19 protein-coding genes and 1 tRNA gene are annotated in these 24,937 nt (G+C 66.7%); 10 read left to right on the top strand and 10 right to left on the bottom strand.

Annotation, left to right across the window (positions count from 1 at the left end; all coding sequences use genetic code 11):
• Positions 1 to 3 precede the first annotated feature (3 nt).
• From pilV to ACF8LI_RS04795, 5 genes are read left to right on the top strand one after another with little or no spacing between them, the layout of a single operon-like run.
• Positions 4 to 525 carry a type IV pilus modification protein PilV gene (gene pilV / locus ACF8LI_RS04815; protein ID WP_310038709.1) on the top strand — a complete coding sequence of 174 codons (522 nt, stop codon included), beginning with the start codon at positions 4 to 6 and terminating at the stop codon, positions 523 to 525.
• 28 nt (positions 526 to 553) lie between these two features.
• A complete protein-coding gene (locus ACF8LI_RS04810) occupies positions 554 to 1,348 on the top strand; it encodes a prepilin-type N-terminal cleavage/methylation domain-containing protein (RefSeq protein WP_392412230.1) in 795 nt (264 codons plus the stop codon).
• Complete coding sequence (locus ACF8LI_RS04805; protein ID WP_392429741.1) at positions 1,345 to 1,938, top strand: PilX N-terminal domain-containing pilus assembly protein; 594 nt, start codon at positions 1,345 to 1,347, stop codon at positions 1,936 to 1,938. The genes ACF8LI_RS04810 and ACF8LI_RS04805 overlap by 4 nt, the downstream gene beginning before the upstream one ends.
• A gap of 19 nt (positions 1,939 to 1,957) precedes the next feature.
• Positions 1,958 to 6,463 carry a pilus assembly protein gene (locus ACF8LI_RS04800; protein ID WP_392429739.1) on the top strand — a complete coding sequence of 1,502 codons (4,506 nt, stop codon included), beginning with the start codon at positions 1,958 to 1,960 and terminating at the stop codon, positions 6,461 to 6,463.
• A 5-nt stretch (positions 6,464 to 6,468) separates the two neighbouring features.
• Positions 6,469 to 6,957: a type IV pilin protein gene (locus ACF8LI_RS04795; protein ID WP_392429737.1), complete on the top strand. Its 489-nt coding sequence runs from the start codon at positions 6,469 to 6,471 to the stop codon at positions 6,955 to 6,957.
• A gap of 105 nt (positions 6,958 to 7,062) precedes the next feature.
• Here ACF8LI_RS04795 and ACF8LI_RS04790 read toward each other — a convergent pair whose 3' ends face one another.
• From ACF8LI_RS04790 to ACF8LI_RS04780, 3 genes are all read right to left on the bottom strand, one after another.
• A complete protein-coding gene (locus ACF8LI_RS04790; protein WP_013803115.1) occupies positions 7,063 to 7,752 on the bottom strand; it encodes a hydrolase in 690 nt (229 codons plus the stop codon).
• A gap of 10 nt (positions 7,753 to 7,762) precedes the next feature.
• Positions 7,763 to 8,389, bottom strand: a complete 627-nt coding sequence (gene ycaC / locus ACF8LI_RS04785; protein WP_016445411.1) for an isochorismate family cysteine hydrolase YcaC — start codon at positions 8,387 to 8,389, stop codon at positions 7,763 to 7,765.
• Positions 8,390 to 8,528: 139 nt separating this feature from the next.
• The gene (locus tag ACF8LI_RS04780; RefSeq protein WP_017404961.1) at positions 8,529 to 9,392 is read right to left on the bottom strand and encodes a pirin family protein; all 864 of its coding nucleotides are present in this window, start codon (positions 9,390 to 9,392) and stop codon (positions 8,529 to 8,531) included.
• A 131-nt stretch (positions 9,393 to 9,523) separates the two neighbouring features.
• Here ACF8LI_RS04780 and ACF8LI_RS04775 point away from each other — a divergent pair, with 131 nt between their 5' ends.
• The gene (locus ACF8LI_RS04775) at positions 9,524 to 10,426 is read left to right on the top strand and encodes a LysR family transcriptional regulator (RefSeq protein ID WP_016445413.1); all 903 of its coding nucleotides are present in this window, start codon (positions 9,524 to 9,526) and stop codon (positions 10,424 to 10,426) included.
• 85 nt (positions 10,427 to 10,511) lie between these two features.
• On the opposite strand, the gene ACF8LI_RS04770 is transcribed toward ACF8LI_RS04775, so the two are convergent.
• From ACF8LI_RS04770 to ACF8LI_RS04760, 3 genes are read right to left on the bottom strand one after another with little or no spacing between them, the layout of a single operon-like run.
• Positions 10,512 to 11,012, bottom strand: a complete 501-nt coding sequence (locus tag ACF8LI_RS04770) for a copper chaperone PCu(A)C (protein WP_392412225.1) — start codon at positions 11,010 to 11,012, stop codon at positions 10,512 to 10,514.
• On the bottom strand, positions 11,009 to 12,247 hold the full coding sequence (locus tag ACF8LI_RS04765) for a hypothetical protein (RefSeq protein ID WP_392412223.1): 1,239 nt from the start codon (positions 12,245 to 12,247) through the stop codon (positions 11,009 to 11,011). The genes ACF8LI_RS04770 and ACF8LI_RS04765 overlap by 4 nt, the downstream gene beginning before the upstream one ends.
• 1 nt (position 12,248) lies before the next feature.
• The gene (locus tag ACF8LI_RS04760) at positions 12,249 to 12,977 is read right to left on the bottom strand and encodes a cytochrome c peroxidase (protein ID WP_392412221.1); all 729 of its coding nucleotides are present in this window, start codon (positions 12,975 to 12,977) and stop codon (positions 12,249 to 12,251) included.
• Between ACF8LI_RS04760 and ACF8LI_RS04755 the strand changes: the two genes are divergently transcribed.
• A complete protein-coding gene (locus ACF8LI_RS04755) occupies positions 12,925 to 14,727 on the top strand; it encodes a TonB-dependent receptor (RefSeq protein WP_392412220.1) in 1,803 nt (600 codons plus the stop codon). The genes ACF8LI_RS04760 and ACF8LI_RS04755 overlap by 53 nt on opposite strands.
• Before the next feature lie 102 nt (positions 14,728 to 14,829).
• Here the strand turns inward: ACF8LI_RS04755 and ACF8LI_RS04750 are convergent, their stop codons facing one another.
• The 4 genes from ACF8LI_RS04750 to ACF8LI_RS04735 all read right to left on the bottom strand — a co-directional run bounded on the left by ACF8LI_RS04750 (position 14,830) and on the right by ACF8LI_RS04735 (position 19,023).
• Positions 14,830 to 14,955 (bottom strand): biotin/lipoyl-binding protein, encoded by a 126-nt coding sequence (locus ACF8LI_RS04750; protein WP_392412329.1) that lies wholly within the window; start codon positions 14,953 to 14,955, stop codon positions 14,830 to 14,832.
• A gap of 111 nt (positions 14,956 to 15,066) precedes the next feature.
• Positions 15,067 to 15,143 (bottom strand) — tRNA-Arg (locus ACF8LI_RS04745).
• An 85-nt stretch (positions 15,144 to 15,228) separates the two neighbouring features.
• On the bottom strand, positions 15,229 to 16,986 hold the full coding sequence (locus ACF8LI_RS04740) for a M14 family metallocarboxypeptidase (RefSeq protein ID WP_017404579.1): 1,758 nt from the start codon (positions 16,984 to 16,986) through the stop codon (positions 15,229 to 15,231).
• 240 nt (positions 16,987 to 17,226) lie between these two features.
• Positions 17,227 to 19,023: a DEAD/DEAH box helicase gene (locus ACF8LI_RS04735; protein ID WP_392412219.1), complete on the bottom strand. Its 1,797-nt coding sequence runs from the start codon at positions 19,021 to 19,023 to the stop codon at positions 17,227 to 17,229.
• A gap of 267 nt (positions 19,024 to 19,290) precedes the next feature.
• Between ACF8LI_RS04735 and ettA the strand changes: the two genes are divergently transcribed.
• The 3 genes from ettA to ACF8LI_RS04720 all read left to right on the top strand — a co-directional run bounded on the left by ettA (position 19,291) and on the right by ACF8LI_RS04720 (position 24,935).
• Entirely contained in the window at positions 19,291 to 20,952 is a 1,662-nt protein-coding gene (ettA, locus tag ACF8LI_RS04730; RefSeq protein ID WP_016449924.1) for an energy-dependent translational throttle protein EttA, read from the top strand.
• 60 nt (positions 20,953 to 21,012) lie between these two features.
• Complete coding sequence (locus ACF8LI_RS04725) at positions 21,013 to 23,619, top strand: DUF1631 family protein (protein WP_392412218.1); 2,607 nt, start codon at positions 21,013 to 21,015, stop codon at positions 23,617 to 23,619.
• A 170-nt stretch (positions 23,620 to 23,789) separates the two neighbouring features.
• Complete coding sequence (locus tag ACF8LI_RS04720; RefSeq protein WP_047327176.1) at positions 23,790 to 24,935, top strand: FAD-dependent monooxygenase; 1,146 nt, start codon at positions 23,790 to 23,792, stop codon at positions 24,933 to 24,935.
• Positions 24,936 to 24,937: the final 2 nt, after the last annotated feature.

Raw genomic sequence — 24,937 nt, 5'->3', positions numbered from 1 at the left:
AACATGTCCATTCCTTTTCCTTCTCGCAGGCAACGCGGCGCAGGCCTTATCGAGGTACTCGTCGCCGTGCTGCTGGTGGCCGTGGGGCTGCTGGGCGCCGTGCGCATCCATGTGCGTGCCATTGAATACACCGTGGATACCGAGCGGCGCCAGATGGCATCCATGCTGGCTTCCGAACTGCTGGAGACCCTGCGGGGGGACACCGCCACGGTCCTGGACGCGAAGGGCGTGCCCGTGGCGGAACTGGGCGGCTACCAGAAGCTGGAGGGTGCCGCGATGCCCGCGGCACCCGTGGCCTGCCAGCCTTTGCCGCAGCCGCGGGCGCAGCGCCTGGCCTGCTGGGGCGAGCGGGCCCGCAAGCTGGTGCCCGATCTCACCGAGGACCGCATCGACACCTCCTTCGCTGTGAGCGCCGATGCCGATGGCCTGGTGTCCGTGACGGTGGCCTGGCCGGTCAAGAAAGGCCAATGTCTGGATGGAAGCGACAATGAATTTTGCACATTCACGCTGCGGTCGCGGCTTTGAGCGCGGGCCGGGCGCACGGGCGTGCCGCATGCGCATGCCGTCCCAGGCGGGCCTGTCCCTGGTGGAGATTCTGGTGGCGCTGGCCATCGGCCTGTTCCTCGTGCTGATTGCCACCACCATCTACATGCAGGGGCTGTCGAGCTTCGGTTTTCGCGTGGGGCAGAGCGAGAACCTCGGCAACAGCCGGCTGGCGCTGGCCGTGCTGGACTCCGAGTTCTCCAAGGCAGGCTACAGGAGAGACCCTTCGCAGGCGATGTTCGACGCATTTCCTGCCGATTCCTCGCCCCATCCCAACGGCTGCCAGTTCGCCCAGGGACAGGCGCTCTACGCGGCTGACGCGCAGACCATCTGCCTTCGCTTCCAGCCCCGGGACGCTGCGGAAACCGATTGTGCGGGCACGCCGGCGAACCTGGGAGCCGCGGGCCCCTATGACGCTCCGGCGCCGGCGACCGGCATGTTCGCGGAGAAATACACCGTCGAAAGTGGTGTGCTGGTCTGCCGGGCCGCGCAGGAGGTTGTGCCGCTTGCCGATGGCGTGCGGGCGGTGCATTTCGAGTTCGGCATCGATCGGCAGACAGCGCCCGGCGCGATACGCAGGGTCGATGCCTTCGCGGCCACGTTGCCCGGGCAGCAGGAAGCCATCCGGTCCCTGCGCCTTGCCCTCTTGCTGGAAAGCTCCGGCAAGGTGACGCAGGGCATGACCTCCACCGTCTGCGAGCGTTGGGCGCAACTGGGCGGCGCCCTGGCCCGATGCGATGCGAATGCCGGCTCCCTGCTGCAACTGGCCACCGGCACGCTCACCCTGAGGAATCTGATGCCATGACCGCGCTGATCCGAGCCCGGAGCCGCCGCTGCATGTCCTGTGTCCTGCACGGGCGCCAGCGCGGCAATGCCTTGCTGGTGTCCATGATCATGCTGCTGCTGGTGTTGCTGCTGGCGGTGGTCGGCATGCGCGTGGCCACGCTGGAGGCACGCATCGCCGCCAACATGGTGGATAGCCAGCGGCTGTATGAAACCGCGGATGGCACGCTGCGAGAAGGCGAGCGCAAGCTGCTGGAGCATGCCGTCGCACTCAAGCCTTGCAATGGCGCCAGCACTCCGGTGGCCGAGGGCAGCGGCATTCCCTGCTCGGTGTCCGATGTGCGTACGGACTCCATCGGGCTCGGTACGGATTTCCGGACGACCAAGGCCAAGGCGGCCGGGTTTCAGCAGCCCGATGGGTACTGGTATCCCCGATACATCACGACCGCCTGTCCCAAGTCGGGTAGTGCGACGTCCGCGCTGGATGCACCCGCCACCGGCTGCACGGACTTCTATGAGGTCAATGCCCAGGCCACGGAAAAGACGCAGGCCCAGGCCTGCGGAGCGCATGCGCTGTGCCTGCGGTCCAGCGTCAACATGTTCATAAAGTAAGCAGGGGGAGGGAGCTTCAATGGCTCGCATTGCAAGTTGGAAGACCATGCATGGTCCGAGGGGGCGCCAGGGCCTGGCACGCGCGTGGCCGGCCCTGGCGCTGTGGACGTGCGCATTGGCACTGGCCAGTACGCCGGCGCATGCCCAGGGGCGCGCGGACACCGTGCTGTCCCAGATGCCGCTGTTCGTGAACCAGGCGCTGGCGCCCTTGAACATGCTGGTGATGGGGCGTGACCACAAGCTGTACTACGAGGCCTACAACGATGCCTCCGACCTCAACGGCGACGGTGTGATCGATGTCGGGTACAAGCCGGACCAGATCGACTACTACGGCTACTTCAACAACAACGTCTGCTACAGCTATTCCAAGGGTGTTTTCGTGCCCTCGCAGGCAGCGACCGGAAGCAACAGGAAAAAGTGCTCGAACCACTGGAGCGGCGACTTCCTGAACTATCTGGGCACATCGCGCATGGACGCCATACGCCGCGTGCTCTATGGCGGCATGCGTGCGGAGGACACGGCTTCGCGCACCGTTTTGCAGACCGCCTACATTCCCAGGGATGCGCACAGCTGGGGCAAGGCCTATGACCCTGCGCGGGATGCCAAGGTCTACAGCATTTCGGACTATGCGCCGCTGCGCCCGCCGGCGGTCGGCACGCGCCATCTGTTTGCCGTCACCACGCTGAAGGAGACCACTGACGCCGTCACCCAGTTGCGCGTGCTCAATGACTCCTCGTTCCAGATCTGGGACTGGGTGTCCCAGGAGGGCTTTGCAGGGCAGAGCAACTGTGCAGGCGGCAATTCGTGCGCGCGGGCCAGCAGCAGGATCACCGACTACAACCTGCTTGTGGAGGCCTGCTCCAGCAGCAATGTCCAGTTGCTCGAGGCCAGCTGCAAGGCCTATCCCAACGGCGGCAAGACCGTCTACAAGCCCACGGGGCTGCTGCACGACTTCGGGGAGAACGGGAAGATGTACTTCGGCCTGCTCACAGGCTCGTACGAGAAAAACATCGCCGGCGGCGTGCTGCGTCGCAATATCGGCAATTTCGCAGAGGAAGTCGACCCTCAGACGGGCCAGTTCAAGACGGGTGTCAATGGCGTGGTCGCCAACATAGACCGCCAGCGGCTGATCGGCTACACCGGCGGCAAATACGTGGAATGCGGCTGGATCACGTCCGGCCCCATCAGTTCGCTGGACAAGCCTTCGAAGTGCGCCATGTGGGGCAACCCCATCAGCGAAATGATGTTCGAGACCATGCGCTATTTCGGCGGCGCGTCCCAGGCCCTCGGCATCTATGACTACGCCGGCGGCTCCTCCAAGGATGCGTCCCTGGGCCTGTCCAAGCCCGCCTGGGAAACGCCCTACAGGGCCAAGGCCGAAGGCGGGGGCGGCTACCAGTACTGCTCCCGTCCCGTCATGACGGTGCTCAGCGACATCAATCCCTCCTACGACGGCAAGCTGCCCGGCAGCCGCTACGCGAGCGTCGGCGCCAGCGCCCTCAATGGCTTCAATGTCTCAGACGAGGTGGCGGCCATCGGCTCGGCCGAGCGCATAGACGGGAAGAACTTCTTCATCGGCCAGTCAACGTCGGCCAATGCCGACCAGGCTCCTTCGGTCAAGACCATTGCAGACCTGTCATGGGCGCGCGGCCTGTCTCCTGAGGAGCCCAGCAAGGAAGGCACCTACTATGCCGCAGGCGTGGCCCGTTTCGGCGCCAGGAATGCCATCTTCGGCAACAGCCAGGGCAAGAATGCGCTGAGGACCTACTCCGTGGCCATTGCGTCACCGCTGCCGGAAATACGCTTTCCGATCGGCGGCAAGCGCTTTGTGACCATTGCGCCGTTTGCCAAGACCGTCTCCGGCAGTGCCGGTGGCAGCACCGTGAACAATGCGGTCTTCACGCCGACCAACCAGATCGTCGACTACTACGTGGTCAACATTGCCAACACGGGCAAGGCGGACATCGATGCCTCGGTCAATGGCGGGCGGCCCTATGCGGAGTTCCGCATCAACTACGAGGACGTGGAGCAGGGCGCCGACCATGACATGGACGCCATCGCGCGCTACACGATCGCGCTGCAGGCCGATGGCAAGGTGAAGATCGACATGGTGTCCGAGTACGCCGCTGGCGGCCTGGGGCAGCACATGGGCTATGTGATCTCGGGCACCACCAAGGACGGCATGTACCTGGAGGTGCGTGACAAGGACACGGCCTCGGCCTACTACGCCTACAACACGCCCCCCAATCGCGATCCGGGCTACTGCCGGGGCAGCATCTCGGCCCAGCAGCGCACGGAATGCTCGAACCTGGGGCTCACGGCCACCCGCAGCTTCACTCCCGGCAATGCGACCGACGCGGGCAGCTTCCTGAAGGGACCGCTGTGGTATGCCGCCAAGTACGGCGTGCCGGACCGCGACCCCTCCAAGATCACGGGAGATCCGGACAACTATTTTCTGGTGACCAATGCCGGCACGCTCAAGGACCAATTGACCAAGGCGTTCAACGACATCCTGCAGAGCATCAGTTCCGTGACGGCGGTCAGCGTGGACATGCCCACGGCGACACTGGGCGAAGGCGCCGACCTGTATCGGACCACGTTCGAGGTCCAGTACTGGAGCGGCGATGTCATCCGCGAGAAGCTCACCACCAGCGACAGAACGCTGGTGTGGAGCGCGGCGGAACTCCTGTCGGAGCGGTCCGCCGATGACCGCAAGATCTACTACCCCAGCAGGACCGGCAGTGCCGTGTCGCTGAGCCCTTTCACGTACTCCAGCCTCAGCGGGCAGCGCTCCGATGCGTCCTGGCTGGCCGTGCTCAACACGGACCCGGCCACGAACTCCGCCGATGGCCAGGCAAAAAAGCGCATCGAGTTCCTGCGTGGCGAGGTGCGCGATGACTTGCGCGTGCGCAAGCCCCTGGCCAGCGGAAAGCCTAATGTGCTGGGCGATATCGTCAATTCCTCGCTGGTGCGGGTCAAGGGCGGCCTGTACCGCGCCTCCGCCGCGGACAAGCTGGAGGGCAGCACCACCTATGCCGCCTTTGCCGCGAAACAGGCTGCCAAGGAGATGCTGTATGTGGGCGCCAACGACGGCATGCTGCACGCCTTCGACGCGGCATCGGGCAAGGAGGAGTTCGCCTTCATTCCATCGGGGGTGAAGAATTCGCTCAATGTCCTGACGTCCCGGTATGGCGCGGGCGGCGCTCCCCACCGCTACTTCGTGGACGGGACGCCCGTGGTCTCCGATGTCTACTTCGGCAATGCCTGGCACAGGGTGCTGGTCGGTAGCCTGGGCGCGGGCGGGCGGCAGGTCTTTGCGCTGGACGTCACGGACCCCACCTCCCCCCGGTTGCTGTGGGAGTTCGGCGTTGAACAGGACGAACGCATGGGTTACTCGATGCCCACGCCCGTCGTTGCGCGGCTCAACGACGCCGGCCGGTCCAAGGGCAGGTGGGTGGTATTCCTGTCCAATGGCTACCAGGCGTCGAACAGCGCCTCCGGCGAGTCCAGCCTGTTTGTGCTGGATGTCTCCAGTGGCGAGGTCATCCGGCGCTTTGATTTCGCGGCAGGCATGACGGCCGCAGAGCTGAGCGCGCTGCCTGCGCCGAAGAACGGCCTGTCGCGCGCCGCCGTGGTGGACAACAACGGCGATGGCAAGGTGGACCTGGCCTATGCCGGTGATCTTGCGGGCAATGTATGGCGCGTGGACCTGGCCAGCGGTGCCAGCGGCTCATGGAATGCGCAACTGTTCTTTGTGGCACGCGAGTCCGAACGCAGCGGCGGCAAGCGGCTGTCCATCACCACCGCACCCTACGTGGTGCGGCACTCCAGCGGCAAGGGCGATGTGGTGGCCTTCGGCACGGGCCGCTTCATGACGGATGACGACAAGCTGGACATGCGCCGGCAATCGGTGTTCGGCGTCTGGGATCGCTACGGCACACCCGCCACGACTGCGCCGCAGCCGCTGCCTACCGCCGGCAAGGGGCGCGGGGATCTGCAGGCCCAGCAGTTCACCCAGGTGAGCGGCTTTCCGGGCAAGTTCGCCCTGTCGGCCAACCCGGTCACCTGGTACAAGGACGCCACCAGCACCGCCGACTCCAATGTGCACAGCTGGGGCTGGTACGTCGATCTGCCGCGCGACGGCGAAAGACTGGTCTACGACATGAGCCTGTACGGGCGGGGACTGGTGTTCACCTCCATCCGGCCGCCGCTGGGCGACCCCTGCTCCGCGGGCCTGGCCAGCACGATCTACGCCATCGATCCCGACACCGGGGGCAAGACCGACTATGTCGCCTTCGATGTGAACGGCGACGGCATCTTCAACGCCTCCGACAACCTGGCAGGCCAGCAGGTCAACGGCCGCGAGGTGGGGCCGGGCAGGCCCACCATCAGCGGCGCGAAGATCTTCGACTCCAGCGGAAAGCCAAGCGGGGCGGGAGATCCAGTCAAGACCGGGGGCGACGATATCAACAGCGGAGTGGACCGGGGGCGACAGAGCTGGCGCCGCCAGCCCGCGAACCCGTGACCGCCATGCCATCCACTACACACAGGGGCCTGCCGGCCCCGGCCGTCTGGCTGGCCCTGCGGGCCCCCAAGGAGAAATGCGTGCGCAGCAAGCTACATGGATTCACGCTGATCGAGCTGATGATCACGGTGGCGGTGGTCGCCATTCTTTCGGCGATCGCCTACCCCTCCTACCAGGAATACGTGCTGCGATCGCGGCGCGTGGAAGCGCAAAGCCTGCTGGGCGAGGCCGCCGCCCGGCAGGAGCGCTGGCGGGCGCAGAACGGCGGCTACACAAGCTCCGTCGCCAACCTCAGGCTGCCCTGGGGGGACAAGTCCGAGAACGGCCACTACACCCTGACGATGGCCACGGCCGCCAATGACGGCGGCTACACGCTCAAGGCCACGCGCACCGGCCGCCAGGCATCGGACAGGCGCTGCGGCGACTACACCCTGAACGCCCTGGGCGTGAAAGGCATCTCGCCCCTGGGAACGGTGGAGGACTGCTGGCGCTGAGCGCCACAGGGGCCGGGGTCTCAGTCCTGTGCCTCATCCACAAATTCCACCATGGCCGCCGACACCTTGGGCAAGCGGCCTCGTACCCGTGCCGTGCTACCGCAGTCAGGTGCGTTGCGAATCCAGCTGCTCACCGTTCCTGGCCACTTCCTGCGCCTTGGAGTAGCTTTCGATCAGCAACTGGTACGGCGGGAAGACTGCGCTGTAGGCCTGCGCCCACTGCAACGCGTCCTCACGGTTCCAGGTCTTCTGCACCTCCGAGCACACCGCCGCCGTGTCCATCGGCACGACACCAGCCTGCACGATGCGCGCCAGCGTGATCTCCTGCGCCATTTTCGAGTAGGTCCCCGAGGCGTCGATCACCGCGAAGACCTGGTAGCCCTCGTGCACCGCGGCGATGCTGGGAAAGGCCATGCAGACGCTGGTGATCGTCCCCGCGATGATGAGCTGCCTGCGCCCGGTGGCCTTGACGGCAGCGACGAACTCCGGGTTGTCCCAGGCGTTGATCTCGCCCTTGCGCGCAACGTACCGGGCATGCGGGGCGTACTGGTGGATCTCGGGGATCAAGGGGCCGTTCGGACCCTGCGGCACCGATGCGGTGGTGATGACCGGGATCTTCGCCAGTGTCGCTACCTTGGCGAGTGTGGTGGCATTGGCACGCACCTCGGTGAAGGGCATGTCCTTGATGGTCTGGAACAGGCCGCTTTGATGGTCGATCAGCAGCATCGCCACATTGTCGGGATCGATGACCGGGCGGGCGCCGTTGAAGTTGGCGATGGTTTGGGGTGTGCTCACGGTCTTCTCCTCAATTGCCCTGGGTGAATGTGGTGTGGCTCGTGATCAGGTTGCGGTAGTCGGGGATGTGGTTGGAAAACAGAGTGCCCAGCCCCTGCACATCGTTGCGCCAGTCGCGGTGCAGTTCGCAGGCAGCGCCGAACCAGCTCATCAGTTGCACGCCGGCCTGCGACATGCGATTCCACGCCGCATCGCGGGTGATGGAGTTGAAGGTGCCGGAGGCGTCAGTGATCACGAAGACGTCGAAGCCTTCCTCGATGGCCGACAGTGCCGGGAAGGCCACGCACACCTCGGTCACCACGCCGGCGATGATGAGTTGCTTCTTGCCCGTGGCCTTCACGGCCTTGACGAAGTCCTCGTTGTCCCAGGCGTTGATGTTGCCGGGCCGGGCGATGTAGGGCGCCTGGGGAAACTGGCTCTTGAGCTCCGGCACCAGCGGGCCGTTGGGGCCGTTCTCGAAGCTGGTCGTCAGAATGGTGGGCAGCTTGAAATAGCTGGCGATGTCGGCCAGCGCCAGCACGTTGTTCTTGAACTTGTCCGGGTCGATGTCGCGTACAAGGGAGAGCAGGCCGGTCTGGTGGTCTACCAGCAGCACGGCGGCGTTGTCCTTGTCCAGGCGGACGTAGGGCTTGGTCATGGTGAATCTCCTTGGGGTTGCAAAGTGCCCGGGATGGGCGGCTCAGGCGCAGCCGTGCACGACCGGGGCAGCAGGCCCCGGCTGAACAAAGCCGCGTCGGGGGAAACATGCAGGACTCCCGGCGGGAGCCCTGCGGCGCTCAGTGCGCCATCTGGCCGAAGCGTCCGCTGTTGAAGTCGGTCATGGCCTGACGGATCTCGGCCTCGCTGTTCATCACGAACGGGCCATAGCCCACCACCGGCTCATCGATGGGCTCGCCGGACAGCCACAGCACGGTGGCGTCGCTGCTGCCCTCGATCTCCACGCCGCTGCCGGCGCGCTCCAGGTGCACCAGTTGTCCTTCCCGCGCGATGGCGCCGTTGACCAGCACCGAGCCGTGGAGCACCACCAGGGCCAGCGTGTGGCCGTCCTTCGCGTCGAACCGGCCCACGCCGCCATGGCGGATGCGGATGTCCCACACGTCCATCGCCGTGAAGGTCTGCGCCGGGCCGCGGTGGCCGCCGAACTCGCCGGCAATCACCCGCACACGGCCCGCGCCTTCCGCCAGGTCCGCCCAGGGAATCTGCGCATCCAGCAGCGTCTGGTAGCCCGGCGCGGTCATTTTGTCCTTGGCGGGCAAGTTGACCCAGAGCTGCACCATCTCGATGGTTCCGCCGCGTTCGGTGAAGGCGCGCGAGTGGAATTCCTCGTGCAGGATGCCGCCGCCAGCGGTCATCCACTGCACGTCACCGGGGCCGATCAGGCCGCCGGCGCCGGTGGAGTCGCGGTGCTCCAGCTCGCCCTGGTAGACGATGGTCACGGTCTCGAAACCACGGTGCGGGTGCTGGCCGACGCCGCGCGGCCGGTCGGTCGGCCCAAAGGGCGTCGGCGCCGCGTGGTCAAGCAGCAGGAACGGGCTCAGGTGCTTGCCCAGCCCGTCGTAGCCGAACAGCGAGCGCACCGGAAAACCGTCGCCTACCCAGTGCATGCGGGGGGCGCTGTAGACACCGAGGATTTTCTTCATGCTGATCTCCTTGTGTCGCCGAGACAAAGGTCTTGGCTGACGGATAGAGAATAGGATTTGAACGATGAACGCGGTAGTCGTTAATATTTGCCATCAGAGTCCTATCTGAGGAACGATGAAGGCGGTGTGCAATGAAAGACCTGAACGACCTCTACTACTACGTGCAGGTGGTGGACCACGGCGGCTTTGCGCCCGCGGGCCGCGCGCTGGGGATGCCCAAATCCAAGCTGAGCCGGCGCATCGCGCAGCTGGAGGAGCGTCTCGGCACGCGCCTGATCCAGCGCTCCACGCGGCGATTTGCCGTCACCGAGACCGGCCAGACCTACTATGGCCACTGCAAGGCGATGCTGGTGGAGGCCGACGCCGCCGACGAGGCCATCGCGCTGACCCACGCCGAGCCGCGTGGCATCGTGCGCATGACCTGCCCGGTGGCGCTGCTCGATGCGCGCATCGCCGACATGCTGGCGGCCTTCATGGCCGCGTACCCGCGCGTGGAGATCCACCTCGAGGAAACCAACCGCCGCGTCGACGTGGTGGGCGAGGGAATCGACGTTGCCATCCGCGTGCGCCCGCCGCCGCTGGAGGACAGCGACCTGGTGATGCGCATGCTCGCCGAGCGCGGGCAATGCCTGGTGGCATGCCCGCAACTGCTGACAGGCGGCATCCCCCAGGTGCCCGCCGACCTGGCAGGCCTGCCGAGCATGGACCTGGGCCTGCCGCAGCACGAGCATGTGTGGCACCTGATCGGCCCGGACGGCACGCAGGCGGCCATCCGCCACCGGCCGCGTCTGGTCACGCGCGGCATGCTGGCGCTGCGCGCGGCGGCCTTGGCGGGGGTGGGCGTGGTGCAACTGCCCTCGATGATGGTGCGCGAGCAGATCGCGCGCGGTGAACTGGTCCACGTCATCCCGGGCTGGGCGCCACGGCGCGAGATCATCCATGCGGTGTTCGCCTCGCGGCGCGGGCTGCTGCCGGCCGTGCGGGCGCTGCTGGATTTCCTGGCAGAGCGGTTTGAGGCGCTGGACGAAGACTGAGCTGCCGGCAAGCCCCATGGTGGCGGTTGCAGCAGCTCATGGCTGCATCTCGCCTTGTGGGGCACGGCTCCTGCCGCATGTCCGTTCAATGCGGGTGTTGGTGTCCGGATGGCATGCGCTTGGGTTGCTGCACCCAGACCTTGACCTTGTACTCGCCAGCCTTTTCGAACTGCAGCGTCAGATCGAAGCGATCACCCTCGCGCAGGGGCTGCGTGAGTCCGATCAGCATGAGGTGGTGTGACTGGCCATGGCGCAACTGCACCTCCTGGCCTGCGGGCAGTTCGATGAAGGGCACTTCGCGCATGCGCATGATGTCGCCCTCCATCTTCATCTCATGCAGCTCCACGCGTGCGGCCGCTGGCGTGCTGGCCCCGATGAGCCGGTCGGCGTTCTTTCCCTTGTTCCTGATCCCCCGCAAATACGCCGCCCCGTTGCTGGAGCCGGCGATGGAGGGCGTGGCGTAGGGGTGGTCTATGACCAGGTCTCCCGCCCGGAAGTCATGGGACCGTGCCGTCAGCGGCAGTGTCAGGGCACAGCCCATGCCCAGCAGCATTCCAAGCGCCTGGCGGCGAAGCATTGTGGTCATTTCCAGTTCCTTTCAAACAGCGCATCGGGGGTCCAGATCAGCCGCAGGCCTGCCACCGTATGGCCTTTGCCAGCGATGTGCTCGCGCCCGGCTTCAAGCGCGATCAGAACGCTTTTGACGGGGCGCCAGCCGGCCATGGCCGTGAAGCGGCGCGATGGGTTGTTGGGCAGCAGGTTGGCGTCCGTGGCCACCAGCAGGGCGCCCGGCCCGCTGACGCGATTGGTGCTTCTGAGCCATTCCTGGCGGGCGCCGAATTCCCAGCGCGCGTGCGGCTGCCAGAGCACTTCCAGCCAGCCGCCCAGGGTGCGGCCCTGGTAGCGGGTGTCGCCGTTCTGGGAATAGAGGTTTCCGCTTTCGCGCCGCCAGATGCCTGCTGCGGTGAGCTGGACGCCGGGCAACGGCGTGGTCCAGGTGGCGCTGGCCCCGGCCAGGTCCACGGTGCCGTCGAAGCAGGTGATGTCGCGCAGGCTGGCGTTGCACTGTGGCGCCGTGTGAATGTGGCCGCTGTTGGAGCGCTGTACATAGGCGCCGCGCCCCTTGGGCTGCATCCGGCTGTAGAAGGCGTCAGCCTGCACCGAGGTCCAGGCGGCGCTGGCATGCACGACGGGCGCCCAGGCGGCGTTGTCGCTGCCGGGAAAGCGCCGGGCGCGCCAAAGCCCCAGGTCAATGCCCTGCAGCCAGGACATGGCGCCTTGCAGGTGGGGACGCCAGGCGGCGTTGACGCCATCCTCGATCCAGTCGCCGTTGAAGGCCGCCCGCTTGGCCAGCGGCATCTGGCCGTAGCGGTCGAAGTGCCCGGCACGCGTGAGCACCTGCCCCATGGGCACGCGGTTGCGGCCTGCGCCCAGGGTCAGCTCGGCGTCTGAGCCGCTGCGCGCTTCCATCCAGGCGGCCTCCACGTGGGCTGGGTCGCTGTCGTGCCAGCCCATCGCGATGTTGGCCCCCAGTTGGGGAGATACGCGCAGGCCGGCGCCCAGGGTGCCATGCTCCAGCCGCCAGCCGCGCTGGTCGTCAGGCGTGTCGCCCAGGCCCAGCGTGCCGGCCAGCCTGGGCGCCGGCAAGGTGGAATCGCCATGGAGATAGGCGGCCACCGCGGCCATGTCGATGCGCAGGCCGTTGGTCTGCGGTATGCCGTCATCCAGGGTGTGCGCGGCGGCGCCGCCTGCCGCCAAGGCGATGACGGCGGCGATGGCCGCTGCCAGCGGCGTGCATTGCGCGAGGAAGGTGCGTTGCATGCTATTGGCCTGCCTGCCGTGCAAAGGGATCGGCGAGCCTGGGGTTGGTGAGCAGCTCATGGTCCGTGAGGGTTTTGAGAAAGGCCAGCAGGTCGGCGCGGTCGTCGGCCGTCAGGGCGATCTGGTTGATGAAGTCGTTCTTGTTGGGGTTGGCGCGCCCGTCGCCGGCATGCGGGCCGGAGGTGATGTTGCGGCCACCGGCCGCATAGAACTGCAGCACTTCCTCCAGCGTCGCGATGCTGCCGTCATGCATGTAGGGGCCGGTGACTTCCACATTGCGCAGGCTGGGCGCGCGGAACTTGCCCATGTCCTTGAAGAGCTGGGTCAGCTCGTAGACGCCCCGGTTGGGCTCGGGGAAGGCGCCGGTGCCGCCGATGTTGTAGAGGCCCGTGTTGTGGAACGGGGTCTCGACGATGCGGCTGCCCGCGTGCACGATCTGGTCGTTGAAGTTGAAGCTGCTGTGGCAGTGGAAGCATTCGGCCTTTTCGCCGAAGAACAGGTTCATGCCGCGCTGCTCGGCCGGGTTCAGTGCCGTGCTGCCCTTGAGGTACTGGTCATATTTGCTGTTGCCCGAAAGAATGGTGCGCTGGAATGCCGAGATGGCGTGGATCACATTGCCCCAGGTGATGGGCGCTGCCTGGCCCGGGTAGGCCCTGGCGAAGCGCGGGCCGTAGCCGGTGTCGGCAGCCAGCCGCGCGAGGATTTCCTCCTTGTGCTTGTATGACGGCACTCGCCAATATGGCGGTGTGGGCGTAAGTTTTCCCTTCGATACCTGGTCCGTAGACCGCATCGAAGTGCTGCGTGGACCTGCTTCCGTGATCTATGGCGATGGCGCCATTGGCGGGGTCATCAATGTGATTCCCAAGAAGCCCACGCGCAGTCCGATACGCAACGAGGTTCAGGCCACGGTAGGCACCGACGGAAAACGCGGCCTGGCCTTTGGCAGCGGCGGCGCAATCAATGAGCACTGGTCCTACCGCCTGGATGCCAGTGGCGACCGCGCCGACGGATGGGTTGACCGGGGTGATTCCAGCAACCGCACCCTCTCCGCAGCCTTGCGATGGGATCCGGTGCAGGACTTCAGCGTGCAACTGTCCCACGCGCTGGGCAGGCAAAAGCCCATGCGCTACTTCGGCACGCCGTTGATCAATGGAGTTCAGGATCCGGCGGTACGCGAACGCAACTACAACGTGGCCGACAGCAGCATCCAGTACAAGGACCGCTGGACCGAACTGGCGGCGCAATGGACGCCCTCCAGCAACGTGATCGTGCGCAGCAAGCTCTATCACATAGCCAGCGACCGCTACTGGCGCAACGCCGAGTCCTACCTGTACAACGCCTCCACCGGCCTGATCGACCGATCCGGAAACACCGAGATCGCCCATGACCAGACGCAGACCGGCAACACCACGGATGCGACCTTCAGCGGCAGTCTCTTCGGCCGCAAGAACCAGGTGTCCCTGGGCTTCGATGTCAACCACGCGGCATTCCGGCATTCCAACAACACCTATGCGGGCAGCTCCGGTCCGGTGGACCCCTACAACCCCGATCCCGGTCAATACACCAGCTCCATTCCCTTCATTCCCCGCTATCGCAACAAGGCCGAGCAATATGCGCTGTTCGCCGAGGACCGCCTGGAGATGACGGACCGCTGGTCATTGGTGGCAGGTGCGCGGTTTGACCATGCAAATCTCTCGCGCCAGGACCTGGTGGCTGGTACGCAGGCCTTCAAGCGCAGCTACTCCAATGCGGGGTGGCGCTTGGGATCGGTCTACCAACTCCACCCCGGCCTGTCACTGTATGCCCAGGCTTCGAAAGCGGCGGATCCGGTGAGCGGCCTGCTGATGCTGTCTGCCGCCAACGCCGCTTTCGACGTGTCCACAGGGCGGCAGTTCGAAATCGGCCTCAAGCAATCGTTCTGGGAAGGCAAGGGCGACTGGACGCTGGCCATGTACTCCATCACCAAGAACAATCTGCTCACGCGTGACCCTGCCAACCCCGCGCTGCGCATCCAGGTGGGGCAGCGGTCATCCAAAGGCATGGAGAGCACCCTGTCGATGCAGGTCGCCAAGACGGTCCGGCTGGATGCCAACGTGGCCTTGCTCAAGGCGCGGTACGACGACTTCAGCGAGTCGGTTGGCGGCGTCACCGTGTCCCGCAATGGCAACGTGCCCACCGATGTGCCTGAACGTGTCGCCAATGTCTGGGTGGGCTGGAACCTCGCTTCGAACTGGACACTGTCAGGAGGGCTGCGCCATGTCGGCAAACGCTACGCCGACAACGCCAATACCTTGAAGCTGGGGGCGTACACCACCTTCGATATGGCTCTGCAATGGAAGGCCACCGCAGATACCACGCTGACGCTGCGCGGGTTCAACGTTCTGGACAAGCGCTATTTCTCCACCGCCTACTACACCACGACGCAGTGGCTGGTGGGCGAGGGGCGGCGCGCGGAGATCACGTTGCATCACCGCTTCTGAAGGCGTAGCTGGCGACGCGAACCCACCTGATACTCCTATCGCCCAGCCAGCACACCGCGCCGTGCTGAACAAGGTCGGTCTCCTTGAATGCCGCACAGGACTTCAGGAGCCGGCCGGTTGTAACGCTTCGAGCACCATCAACGCATCTCCCGCAGCCACAGCCTTTCCAGCTTGGCAATGCACGGCAGCAATCCTGCCTGCCTGACTGGCTACCACCTGGAACTCCATCTTCATCGCTGGCCGATGGACGACGTCCTAAGCTGGATGTACCTGAAGCCCGAGACCAGCGCGGGCTCTTGGACTTCTTTGGATCTATTGGGATTTCTTGGGATGCCAGGATGGCCTGCCCGGAGGGACTCGAACCCCCGACCTATTGCTTAGAAGGCAATTGCTCTATCCGGTTGAGCTACGGGCAGGTATGGCCGCTGACGGGCCAGCGCGGATCATACCCGCAATGGGCGGGCGCTCAGGGCTTGGCGGCGTGCCCTGGCGCCCTTGCCGTCATTCGGCGTCTTCTTCTTCCTCGAACACCACCGAAGGGGGGGCCATCACGCGCGCCATGTCGCTCAGCGTGGGCACCAGGCCGCGTGCGAGGTAGCTGTAGGGCGTGTCGGGCTCCAGCGCCGCAGCGGCAATATTGGCCATGGGCTGGTTCATCGACAGGTAGTAGCTGCCCACGGGTGCTTCGACGGCGCCGCGCGTGAGCGCATAGGCGCCGCTGGCGGGCGTGGCCGAGCGGGCCTCGTTGTACGAGTCGGCCAGCAGCTGGCCGGGCTCGGCCACCTTGAGCACTTGCAGGCCCAGCAGGCGCAGCCTGTCCACGGCGGTCTGGGCGCTGGCGGACAGCCAGTAGCCGCAGGAGCGCGGGCGCGACAGCGTGGTGCGGGCCTGCAGGGAGGCGTTCCAGTCCACGCGCACCTGCTGGTCGGCACCCGTGTCGGGCTGGATCATGGTGAGCGTGCGCTGCTCGGGCGTCTGCTCGGCCTGGACGGCCAGTTGCTGGTGGCAGGCGAGAGAGGCGGTCTCGCGCGCCACGAAGGCCTGCACCTGGGTGAGGTCCTTGGCGCGCTCGGCGCTCGAATGCAGCATGCGTGTGGCGGCGGTGACCAGGGTGTGCACGCGCCGCTGGATGTGGGCGCGGCCCAGGTCCGAGCCACGGCTGCTGACCAGATAGCCCACCGAGTTCTTGAGTCCGCTGATGTTGCGCAGCGAATCGGGCGCCAGGCTGCCCATGGAGATGGACTTGTCCTGCAGCTCCTGGCTGGTGGTGTAGTACCAGTCGCTGCTCAGGCCGGCCTGCGACAGCGCGGTGCGCAGCGGTGCCGTGTACCACTCGCGCGCAGCCTTGGTCACGAATTCATTCTGGTTGGCCGTGGCCGAATACTGCAGCAGGGCGTCGTAGCGCTGTATGGCCTGGTACTTCTGCAGGAAGATGCTGGCGGCCGGGAATTCCTGCAGGTCCACCACGGCGACGGGGCGGTAGTCGCGTGCCAGCGTGGCCAGGGCCTTGGCCTCCGGCGTGTTCAGGAGCAGGTGGTCATGGGCGATGTCGGTGCCATCGGCTGCATTGCGCGTGCCGGCTTCCACGGCATCGGGGTTGGCGCGCGGCACGAGGATCACGTTGATCTGCTGCAGCAGCGGCTCCAGCAGGCCGCCGGGAGCGAGTTCGCGGGCAATGATGAGCAATGCCTCGGTCCCTGCAGGCTCGTCGCCATGCTGGCCGGCCACGAGCATGACCGTGGGGCGGCGGCTGTCATAGAGCGCCGACGGCTGGATGCCGGGAGCGCGCGTGGCCACCAGGGCCTGGATGGGGCTGCCGCGCTGCGAGCTGCCGGGCTGCACGATTCCCAGGCGCGTGTCGCGGCCCAGGGATTTGCTGGCCTGGCTGTTCAGCCAGGAAGACAGTTCGCTGGCCGTGGTGAACTGGTTGCGCTGCGGCGCCAGGCCGGGCGTGTCATAGCGCGTGGCCGGGTCGGGGAAGCGCGCCGCCACGGCCGCGTTGTAGGGCAGGGGGACGAGGTTGTTGGCCGGTGCGATCGGCTGCGTTGTCGCCTGGGGCACCACGGGTATTTCCGGGGCCGGGCGGGTGGGCGTGGCCACCTGGGGCTTGGAGGACGTGGGCCAGGGCGGCAGCGGCGTGCTGGAGCAGGCGGCCAGCAGTGCGGTGCATGCCAGGGCCGACCACCGCAGCCGGCCCTGTGGCAGCTCCGGATCGGGGCGCTGGCTGGAGGGTATGGCGGGTGGAGTCAGCAGTGTCATGGCGTGGCCTTGAGGAACCAGTCGTGGGGGAATCTTGGGGAATCCGGGAAAAGGGGTGCGGCCTTCAGTCGCCGCAGGCCGCAATGCTATCGGGATGATAGCCATGCAGGCTTGCGGCGCGCTGTCGGCTGAAGGCGCAATCTGTGCAATGCAAAAGGGCTGCAGCCCCGGGGAGATGCAGCCCTTTGGGCTGGTGCAATGCCCGGCATGCCGCCTGGCACGCCGGGTATTCAGTGCAGGTCAGCGACCGTAGCCGCCGCGCGAGGAGCCGCCACGGCCACCGCCGCCGAAGCCACCACCGCCGCCGCCGCCACCGCGGTTGAAGCCACCGCCGCCGCGGCGGCCGCGTTCGGCCATGGTGTCCACGCTGGTGCGCATCGGGTCGGGTTGACCGCCACCGGCACCGCCGCGCGGTCCGCTGCTGCGTGCATGGCCGAGCTGCGTGCCCAGGTGGGCATCAGCGCGCGGGGGCTGGTCGTCGAAGCGACGGCCACCGCCGCCTTCGCCGTCAGGACGCGGGCCGCGACGGGGGGCGTTCTGGGGACCTGCCTTGGGGCGGTGAGCAGCGCCGGAGCCGTTGCCCGGACCGTCGAAGCGGTCGCGGCGCGGCTTGTTGTTGGCGCCTGCGCCGGCGTGGTTGCGGCCACGGCCCTGGCCGCCTGCGCTGCCTTCGGAGCGGCCTTCGTCCGAGCCTGCCTTGGGTGCTGCCTGGTCACGGCCGCCTGCACGACCGCCGCGGTCGGGCTGGGCAGCCTTGTTGGTGCGGATGCGGTCCATCATTTCCTGGCGCGCGGCCTTGGCGGCGGCCTGCATGACGTCACGGCTGGGCGGCTTGCCCGCGCCGCCCCAGATGGTCTGGCGGCCCATGGCGATGGGTTCGGCCACTTCGCCTTCTTCCGGGCCGAAGCCTTCGAGCACCTGCACGGGGATTTCCTGCTTGGTGAAGCGCTCGATGTCCATCATGAAGCCTTCTTCGTCCATGCACACGAGGCTGACGGCATGGCCTTCGCGCCCGGCACGGCCCGTGCGGCCGATGCGGTGCACGTAGTCTTCGGAGACGTTGGGGATTTCGTAGTTCACGACGTGCGGCAGCTCATCGATGTCGATGCCGCGTGCAGCGATGTCGGTGGCCACCAGTGCGCGCAGCTCGCCGGTCTTGAAGCCGGCCAGTGCCTGGGTGCGTGCGCTCTGGCTCTTGTTGCCGTGCAGCGCCATGGCGCTGATGTTGTTCTTGGTCAGGAATTCGGCAACGTTGTTGGCGCCGAACTTGGTGCGCGTGAACACCAGAACCTGACTCCAGTTGTTCTCGTTGATGATGTGCAGCAGCACCTGCTTTTTCTTGCCGCGGCCCACGGGGTGGATCACCTGGGTGATGCGCTGCACGGTGGTGTTGCTGGGCGTGACCTGGATGGACTGCGGATTGCGCAGCAGGCCGTTGGCCAGGTCGCGGATCTCGTCGCTGAAGGTGGCCGAGAACAGCAGGCTTTGCTTTTCCTTGGGCACCAGGGCCAGCACCTTCTTGACGTCGTGGATGAAGCCCATGTCCAGCATGCGGTCGGCTTCGTCGAGCACCAGGACTTCGACGGTGGACAGGTCCATGAAGCCTTGCTGCTGCAGATCCAGCAGGCGGCCCGGCGTGGCGACCAGGATGTCCACGCCCTTCTTGATGCGGTCGATCTGGGGCTTCATGCCCACGCCGCCGAAGATGACGGTGGAGTTGATGTCCAGGTACTTCGCGTAGCTGCGCACCGATTCCTCGACCTGCGCTGCGAGTTCACGCGTGGGCGTCAGCACCAGGGCGCGGATGCCCTTGCCGCCGAACTTGTTGCGCGGCACCTGGCCTTGCGAGAGGCGGTGCAGCATGGGCAGGGTGAAGGCCGCGGTCTTGCCGGTGCCGGTCTGGGCGCCTGCCAGCAGGTCGTGGCCGGCGAGCACCGCCGGAATGGCCTGTGCCTGGATGGGAGTCGGGTTCTCGTAACCCTCCTCAAGCACGGCCTTCAGAATGGCGGGAGCCAGATTCAGTTCTTCAAATGTCATGTGATCAAAGATGCGCCCGTCCGGGGCGCTGGGTATCAGCCTGCCGAGGCAACCAGGGCGGTTGCCGGACCAGTCGTAGGCGGATGAGGTTCAATGTCGGGAGCCTGGAAAACAGCGTCCATCGTCCCCAGCTGGAATGCTGATGTCACGGGCAACTGGAACCCGCAACGCAGGGTATTGTCGCATGCGCCGATAATCACGGCTGGCGTGCAACCGATTTGTTGCCCGGTTTTTGCAGAAATCAACGATTCAAGTACTCGGACCAGAATGGCTCAATACGTTTTTTCGATGAACCACCTCACCAAGACCGTGCCGCCCAAGCGGCAGATCTTGAAGGATATCTCTCTCAGCTTTTTCCCGGGCGCCAAGATCGGCGTGCTGGGTCTGAACGGCTCTGGCAAGTCCTCGCTGCTCAAGATCATGGCCGGGGTGGACAAGGAATTCGAAGGCGAGGCGCTGCCCATGCAGGGCCTGTCCATCGGCTATCTGCCGCAGGAGCCTCAGCTCAATCCAGAGCACACGGTGCGCCAGGCCGTGGAAGAGGCCATGGCCGAAGTCAACGCGGCCCGCGCGCGCCTCGATGAAATCTACGCCGCCTACGCCGAGCCCGACGCCGACTTCGACGCGCTGGCTGCCGAGCAAGGCGAGCTGGAAGCCAAGATCGCCGCTGCCGGCACCGACTCCGAGCACCAGCTGGAGATCGCCGCCGACGCCCTGCGCCTGCCGGCCTGGGACGCCGTGATCGGCAAGCTGTCCGGCGGCGAGAAGCGCCGCGTGGCGCTGTGCAAGCTGCTGCTGTCCAAGCCCGACATGCTGCTGCTGGACGAGCCCACCAACCACTTGGACGCCGAGTCCGTGGAATGGCTGGAGCAGTTCCTGCACCGCTTCACCGGCACCGTGGTGGCCATCACCCACGATCGCTACTTCCTGGACAACGCTGCCGAGTGGATCCTGGAACTGGACCGTGGCCACGGCATTCCCTACAAGGGCAACTACTCCGAGTGGCTGATCCAGAAGCAAAACCGCCTGGAGTCCGAGCAAAAGGGCGAGGAAGCCCGTGCCAAGGCCCTGAAGAAGGAACTGGAGTGGGTTCGCCAGAACGCCAAGGGCCGCCAGGCCAAGTCCAAGGCCCGTATCGCGCGCTTCGAGGAACTGAGCGATTTCGAATACCAAAAGCGCAATGAAACCCAGGAAATCTTCATTCCTGTGGCCGAGCGCCTGGGCACCCAGGTCATCGAGTTCAACAACGTCACCAAGAGCTTTGGCGACCGCGTGCTCATCGACAACCTGACCATGAACATCCCCGCTGGCGCCATCGTCGGCATCATCGGCCCCAACGGCGCCGGCAAGTCCACGCTGTTCAAGCTGATCGCGGGGCGCGAGCAGGCCGATTCCGGCGAAGTCATCGTGGGCCAGACGGTCAAGATGGCCTATGTGGAGCAGACGCGTGACGCGCTGGCCAACGACAAGACGGTGTGGGAAGACATCTCGGGCGGGCTGGACATCATCAACGTCGGCAAGTTCCAGATGGCCTCGCGCGCCTACGCAGGCCGCTTCAACTTCAACGGACAGGACCAGCAAAAGAAGGTCGGCAACCTCTCCGGCGGCGAGCGCGGCCGCCTGCACCTGGCCAAGACGCTGATCCAGGGCGGCAACGTGCTGCTGCTGGACGAACCCTCCAACGACCTGGACGTGGAAACCCTGCGCGCGCTGGAAGATGCGCTGCTGGAGTACGCGGGCACGGTGCTGGTGATCTCCCACGATCGCTGGTTCCTCGACCGCATCGCCACGCACATCCTGGCCGCCGAAGGCGATTCGCAGTGGGTGTATTTCGACGGCAACTACCAGGAGTACGAAGCCGATAAGAAAAAGCGTCTGGGCGAAGAAGGCGCCAAGCCCAAGCGCATGCGCTACAAGGCACTGAAGTAAGCATCAAAGGCAAGCCTCAAAGCGCCTCCGGCACGGGCTGGAGCCTGTATTCTTCGGGCCATGAATCCTCCACCCGTTTCTGTTGCCGCGTTGCAGGCCTGCCTGGTGCAGGCTGTCCGCGGCTCGGAGGCGCTGATCCTGCGGCTGCTGCAGCGCACGGCTCATGCCATGGAGCAGGCCGAGCTGCCTGGCTCCGGCCTGCCGCGCCGCGCTGAAATCCCCGAGGCGCTGGAATTGCTGGCCCGCCACCGGGCCGCCATGCTCAAGGGCTATGGGCTGGCGCTGCTGGAATGCTTTGGCCAATCCGGTGGCGCTGCCGCCTGGCCGCCGGTGCCGGGCATCTCCGGTGCGTCCGGTGTGCCCGGCACCACCGATTTCGCCTCCCTCTCCCTCCTGGATGACTCCGTGCTGCAGTCGCAGCTGGCCCACCAGCGCCTGCTGCAGCATGTGGCGCCGCAGGTGGAGATCGCACTGGCCGAGCTCGATGCCCTGGTCAGCGCCATCCAGGGCCTGGACCGTGTCCAGCCCGAACGCAACCCGCTCAGGCCCCACAACTATGTGCAGGCGCTGCAGCGCGTGATCGACGACACGGGGGTCGAGCCCGAATGCGCCGCCTGCTGGCTGGGCTTCATGCGCGAGCATCTGGGCGCATTGCTGGTATCCGAGTACGGCCATGTGGCCCAGTCCCTGCGCGACCAGGGCGTGCAGCCTGCCGCCTATGGCGTGGCACCGCCGCCCGAGCCGGGCCGGCGCCAGACCGACATGCCGGGGCCGAACCGCTGGCGTGCGCCTTCACACTATGGCGATGCCGTGGCACAGAGCCGCGCCTACGGCGCCTTCGGCCAGCAGGCGCAGGAAGATGAGTTGACGCGGCGCCTGGTGGCCGCCCTGCTGTCCGACCCCCGCTGGATGGATTCACACCGCGAGGCGCCCGCTGCGGCGCCTTCTTCCATGCTGGCGCTGGCCCAACCATCCGCCTATTCCGTGCCCGGGCAGTTTGCGCCGGCCATGGACGGCGCAAGCCGGCTGCAGACCACCGCCTGGCAGGGCAGCGAGACGGCACCCACCGTGCTGGCGGCGCTGCCCGAAGGCTGGACCTCGCTGAGCTGCATGGCGCTGGAGTCCGTGCAGCACCACTCGGCCCAGCTGGAGCAGCTGATGCAGGCCCTGCAGCCGCAGGAGCCGCAGGAGCCTCCCCCGGGCGCGCGCGCCGACGACGGCGCGGCGCTGCATACGCTGCAGCGCATGATGCGCTTCATGGCCGCCGACACGCGCCTGCTGCCTTCCGTGCAGCGCACGGTGGGCCGGCTGGAGCCGCTGCTGCAGCAGCTGGTGGTCCAGGACACGCGCTTTTTCGAGGACCGCAATCACCCTGCGCGCCAGCTGCTCGACGAGCTGACGGCGCGCAGCCTGTGGTTCGACAGTGAATCCGCACCGGGCTATGGCCAGTTCCTGCAGGTGGCCGATTCCGCTGCCATGCGGCTGGCGGCCCTGCAGCGCGCCGATGCATCGGCCTTTGCCACGGTACTGCAGCAGCTGCGTGACGGTTGGGGCGGCAGCGGCATGCAGCCCGTGGGCCCGAGCGAAGCGCCTGAAGATGGCACGGTGACCGGCCCCGTCTCGGCCGCGCTCCGGCGCGTGGAAGGGCGGCGTGCGGACCCGCGCTGGCCGGAAACCGCCATGCCCCGGGCCGAGCAGATCGCAGCCGCCATCCGGCGCCTGCCCAGTGCCCAGGGCGTACCCGATGACATCCTGGAATTCGCCACGGGGCCGTGGGCCCAGGTGATTGCCAGCGTCCAGGAGCCTGTGGACGGCAGCGAGGCCCGCGACCCCGGCGGCTACCTCGCCCTGGTGCCCAGCCTGCTGTGGAGCGTGTCCGCACACGCCGGCCGCGATACCGACCGGCTGGTGGCGCTGGCGCCGCGCCTGCAGGCCCGGCTGCGCGCCGGCCTGCGCAGCGTGGGGCGCACGGAGGAGGAAATCCAGGCCTTTGCCGCGCGCCTGGCCGGCCTGCACCAGGATGCGCTGGATGCCGGTGTGGTCCGCCAGCCCATAGAGAGCGTGGATATTTATCTGGACTCCGTGCCGCCCACCGTCTATGGGTCGGACTCGGTGCTGGCGTCCCTGCCTTCCCGGTTCGATGCTGCCGGGCCCGGCCAGGCCAGGCCCGTCCAGGCAAGGCCCGGATCCTCGGCAGCGCGCCTGCCACAGTCGTTGTTCGGCGTGGCGGCCTCCATGCCGGTGCCGCTGGATGTGCCGCAGCCCATGGCGAGCGATATGGCGCACGAGATGGCCACCCTGACCGAGCAGGACCTGGAACTGCCCGAGGCGCTGCAGGACGAGCTGCCTGCCCCCCCGGCCGTTGCGGCGTCGCCGACCAGGATGCCCGGCGAGCCTGCCGGGCCCCAGGTGACGCCGCATGCGACATCCGTGGCACCTGCACCTGAACCTGCGGCACCCGTGGCGCCCGTGGTCTCCGAGGACTGGGCGCTGGGCACCTGGGTGGAGCTGTCCAATGCCCGGCAGAGCATCCGCACCCAGCTGACCTGGGTCAGCCCGCAGCAGACGCTGTTCCTGTTCACGGCCACCGATGGCAGCACCCAGTCCATGACGCGCCGCATGCGCGACAAGCTGCTGGCGCAAGGGCAGCTGCGGCGCGTGGACTGAGGCGCCTGCCGGACATGCGCCGGCGCCGATGGGGACGAATCGTGCCCAATTCGGGCGTTGCGGAGGTTGAGGCTTGAGGCGCGTCAAAAAGACAATGTCCTGCATCGATGCGCCCCGGATCATGGGGCGCATCACCACCGAATAGACCCCACCAGCAGGAGACAGGAACCATGGCGCGTTTGAGGATAGGCATCGTCGGAGCAGGCATTGGCGGATTGGCGGCAGCCAATGCGCTGCACCAGGCAGGGCATGAAGTATTGGTGTTCGAGCAAAGCCGGCAGTTCCTGCGCGTGGGCGCGGACATCAACCTCACGCCCAATGCCGTGCGCGCCCTCGATGGCCTGGGCGCCGACATCGCCGCCGCCGTGCGTGCCAGCGCTGCACGGCCCACGCACCGCATCAGCCGCAACTGGGACACGGGCGAGGAAACCTCGCGCCTGACCATGGGTGAGGAGGCCGAGCGCAAATACGGCGCGCCCCAGCTCACCATCCACCGCGCGGACCTGCTGGCGGCCCTGGCCGATGCCTTTCCGCTGGACCAAGTGCAGTTGGGCAAGCGCGCCAGCCAGATCACGCAGACGGGGCAAGGCGTGGACATCGCCTTCACCGATGGCAGCGAAGTGGCCGGGCTGGACGCACTCATTGGCGCGGACGGCATCCACTCCGTGGTGCGTGCGGCCCTGTTCGGCGCCGAAAGCCCGCGCTTCACGGGCGTGGTGGCCTTCCGCGCGGTGGTGCCTACCGAGCGCGTGCGCCATGTGCCCGACATCCAGGCCTTCACCAAATGGTGGGGCGCCACGCCGCAAAGCCAGATCGTGACCTTTCCGCTGAACCAGGGGCGCGATACCTTCATCTTTGCCACCACGGCCCAGGAGTCGTGGCATGAGGAATCCTGGACCACGCCGGGCAGCGTCGAGGAGTTGCGCGGCTTCTATGCCGATTTCCATCCCGACGCGCGTGCGCTGCTCGACGCCTGCGACACGGTGCTCAAGACCGCGCTGTACGAGCGCGATCCCCTGCCGGCCTGGTCGCAGGACCGCGTCACGCTGCTGGGCGATGCCTGCCACCCGATGATGCCCTTCATGGCCCAGGGTGCGGGCATGGCCATCGAGGATGCCGTGGTGCTGGCGCGCAACCTGGACGCTGCCCAGGGATCGCAGCAGGTGCCCGCTGCCCTGGCGCGCTACCAGGCCATGCGCATGCAGCGCACCAGCGAGATCCAGATCGGCTCGCGCGGCAACAACTGGCTGCGCGCCGGTGGCAATGCCGATGGCGTCTACGGCTACGACGCCTGGGCGGTGGCACTGCAGGCCTGAAC

The sequence above is a fragment of the Delftia sp. WSY_12 genome (genome assembly GCF_043104645.1).
In the GTDB taxonomy this organism is placed as follows: domain Bacteria; phylum Pseudomonadota; class Gammaproteobacteria; order Burkholderiales; family Burkholderiaceae_C; genus Comamonas; species Comamonas tsuruhatensis.
Note: the sequence above shows the minus strand (reverse complement) of the source record. Positions and strands in the feature narration are given on the sequence as shown.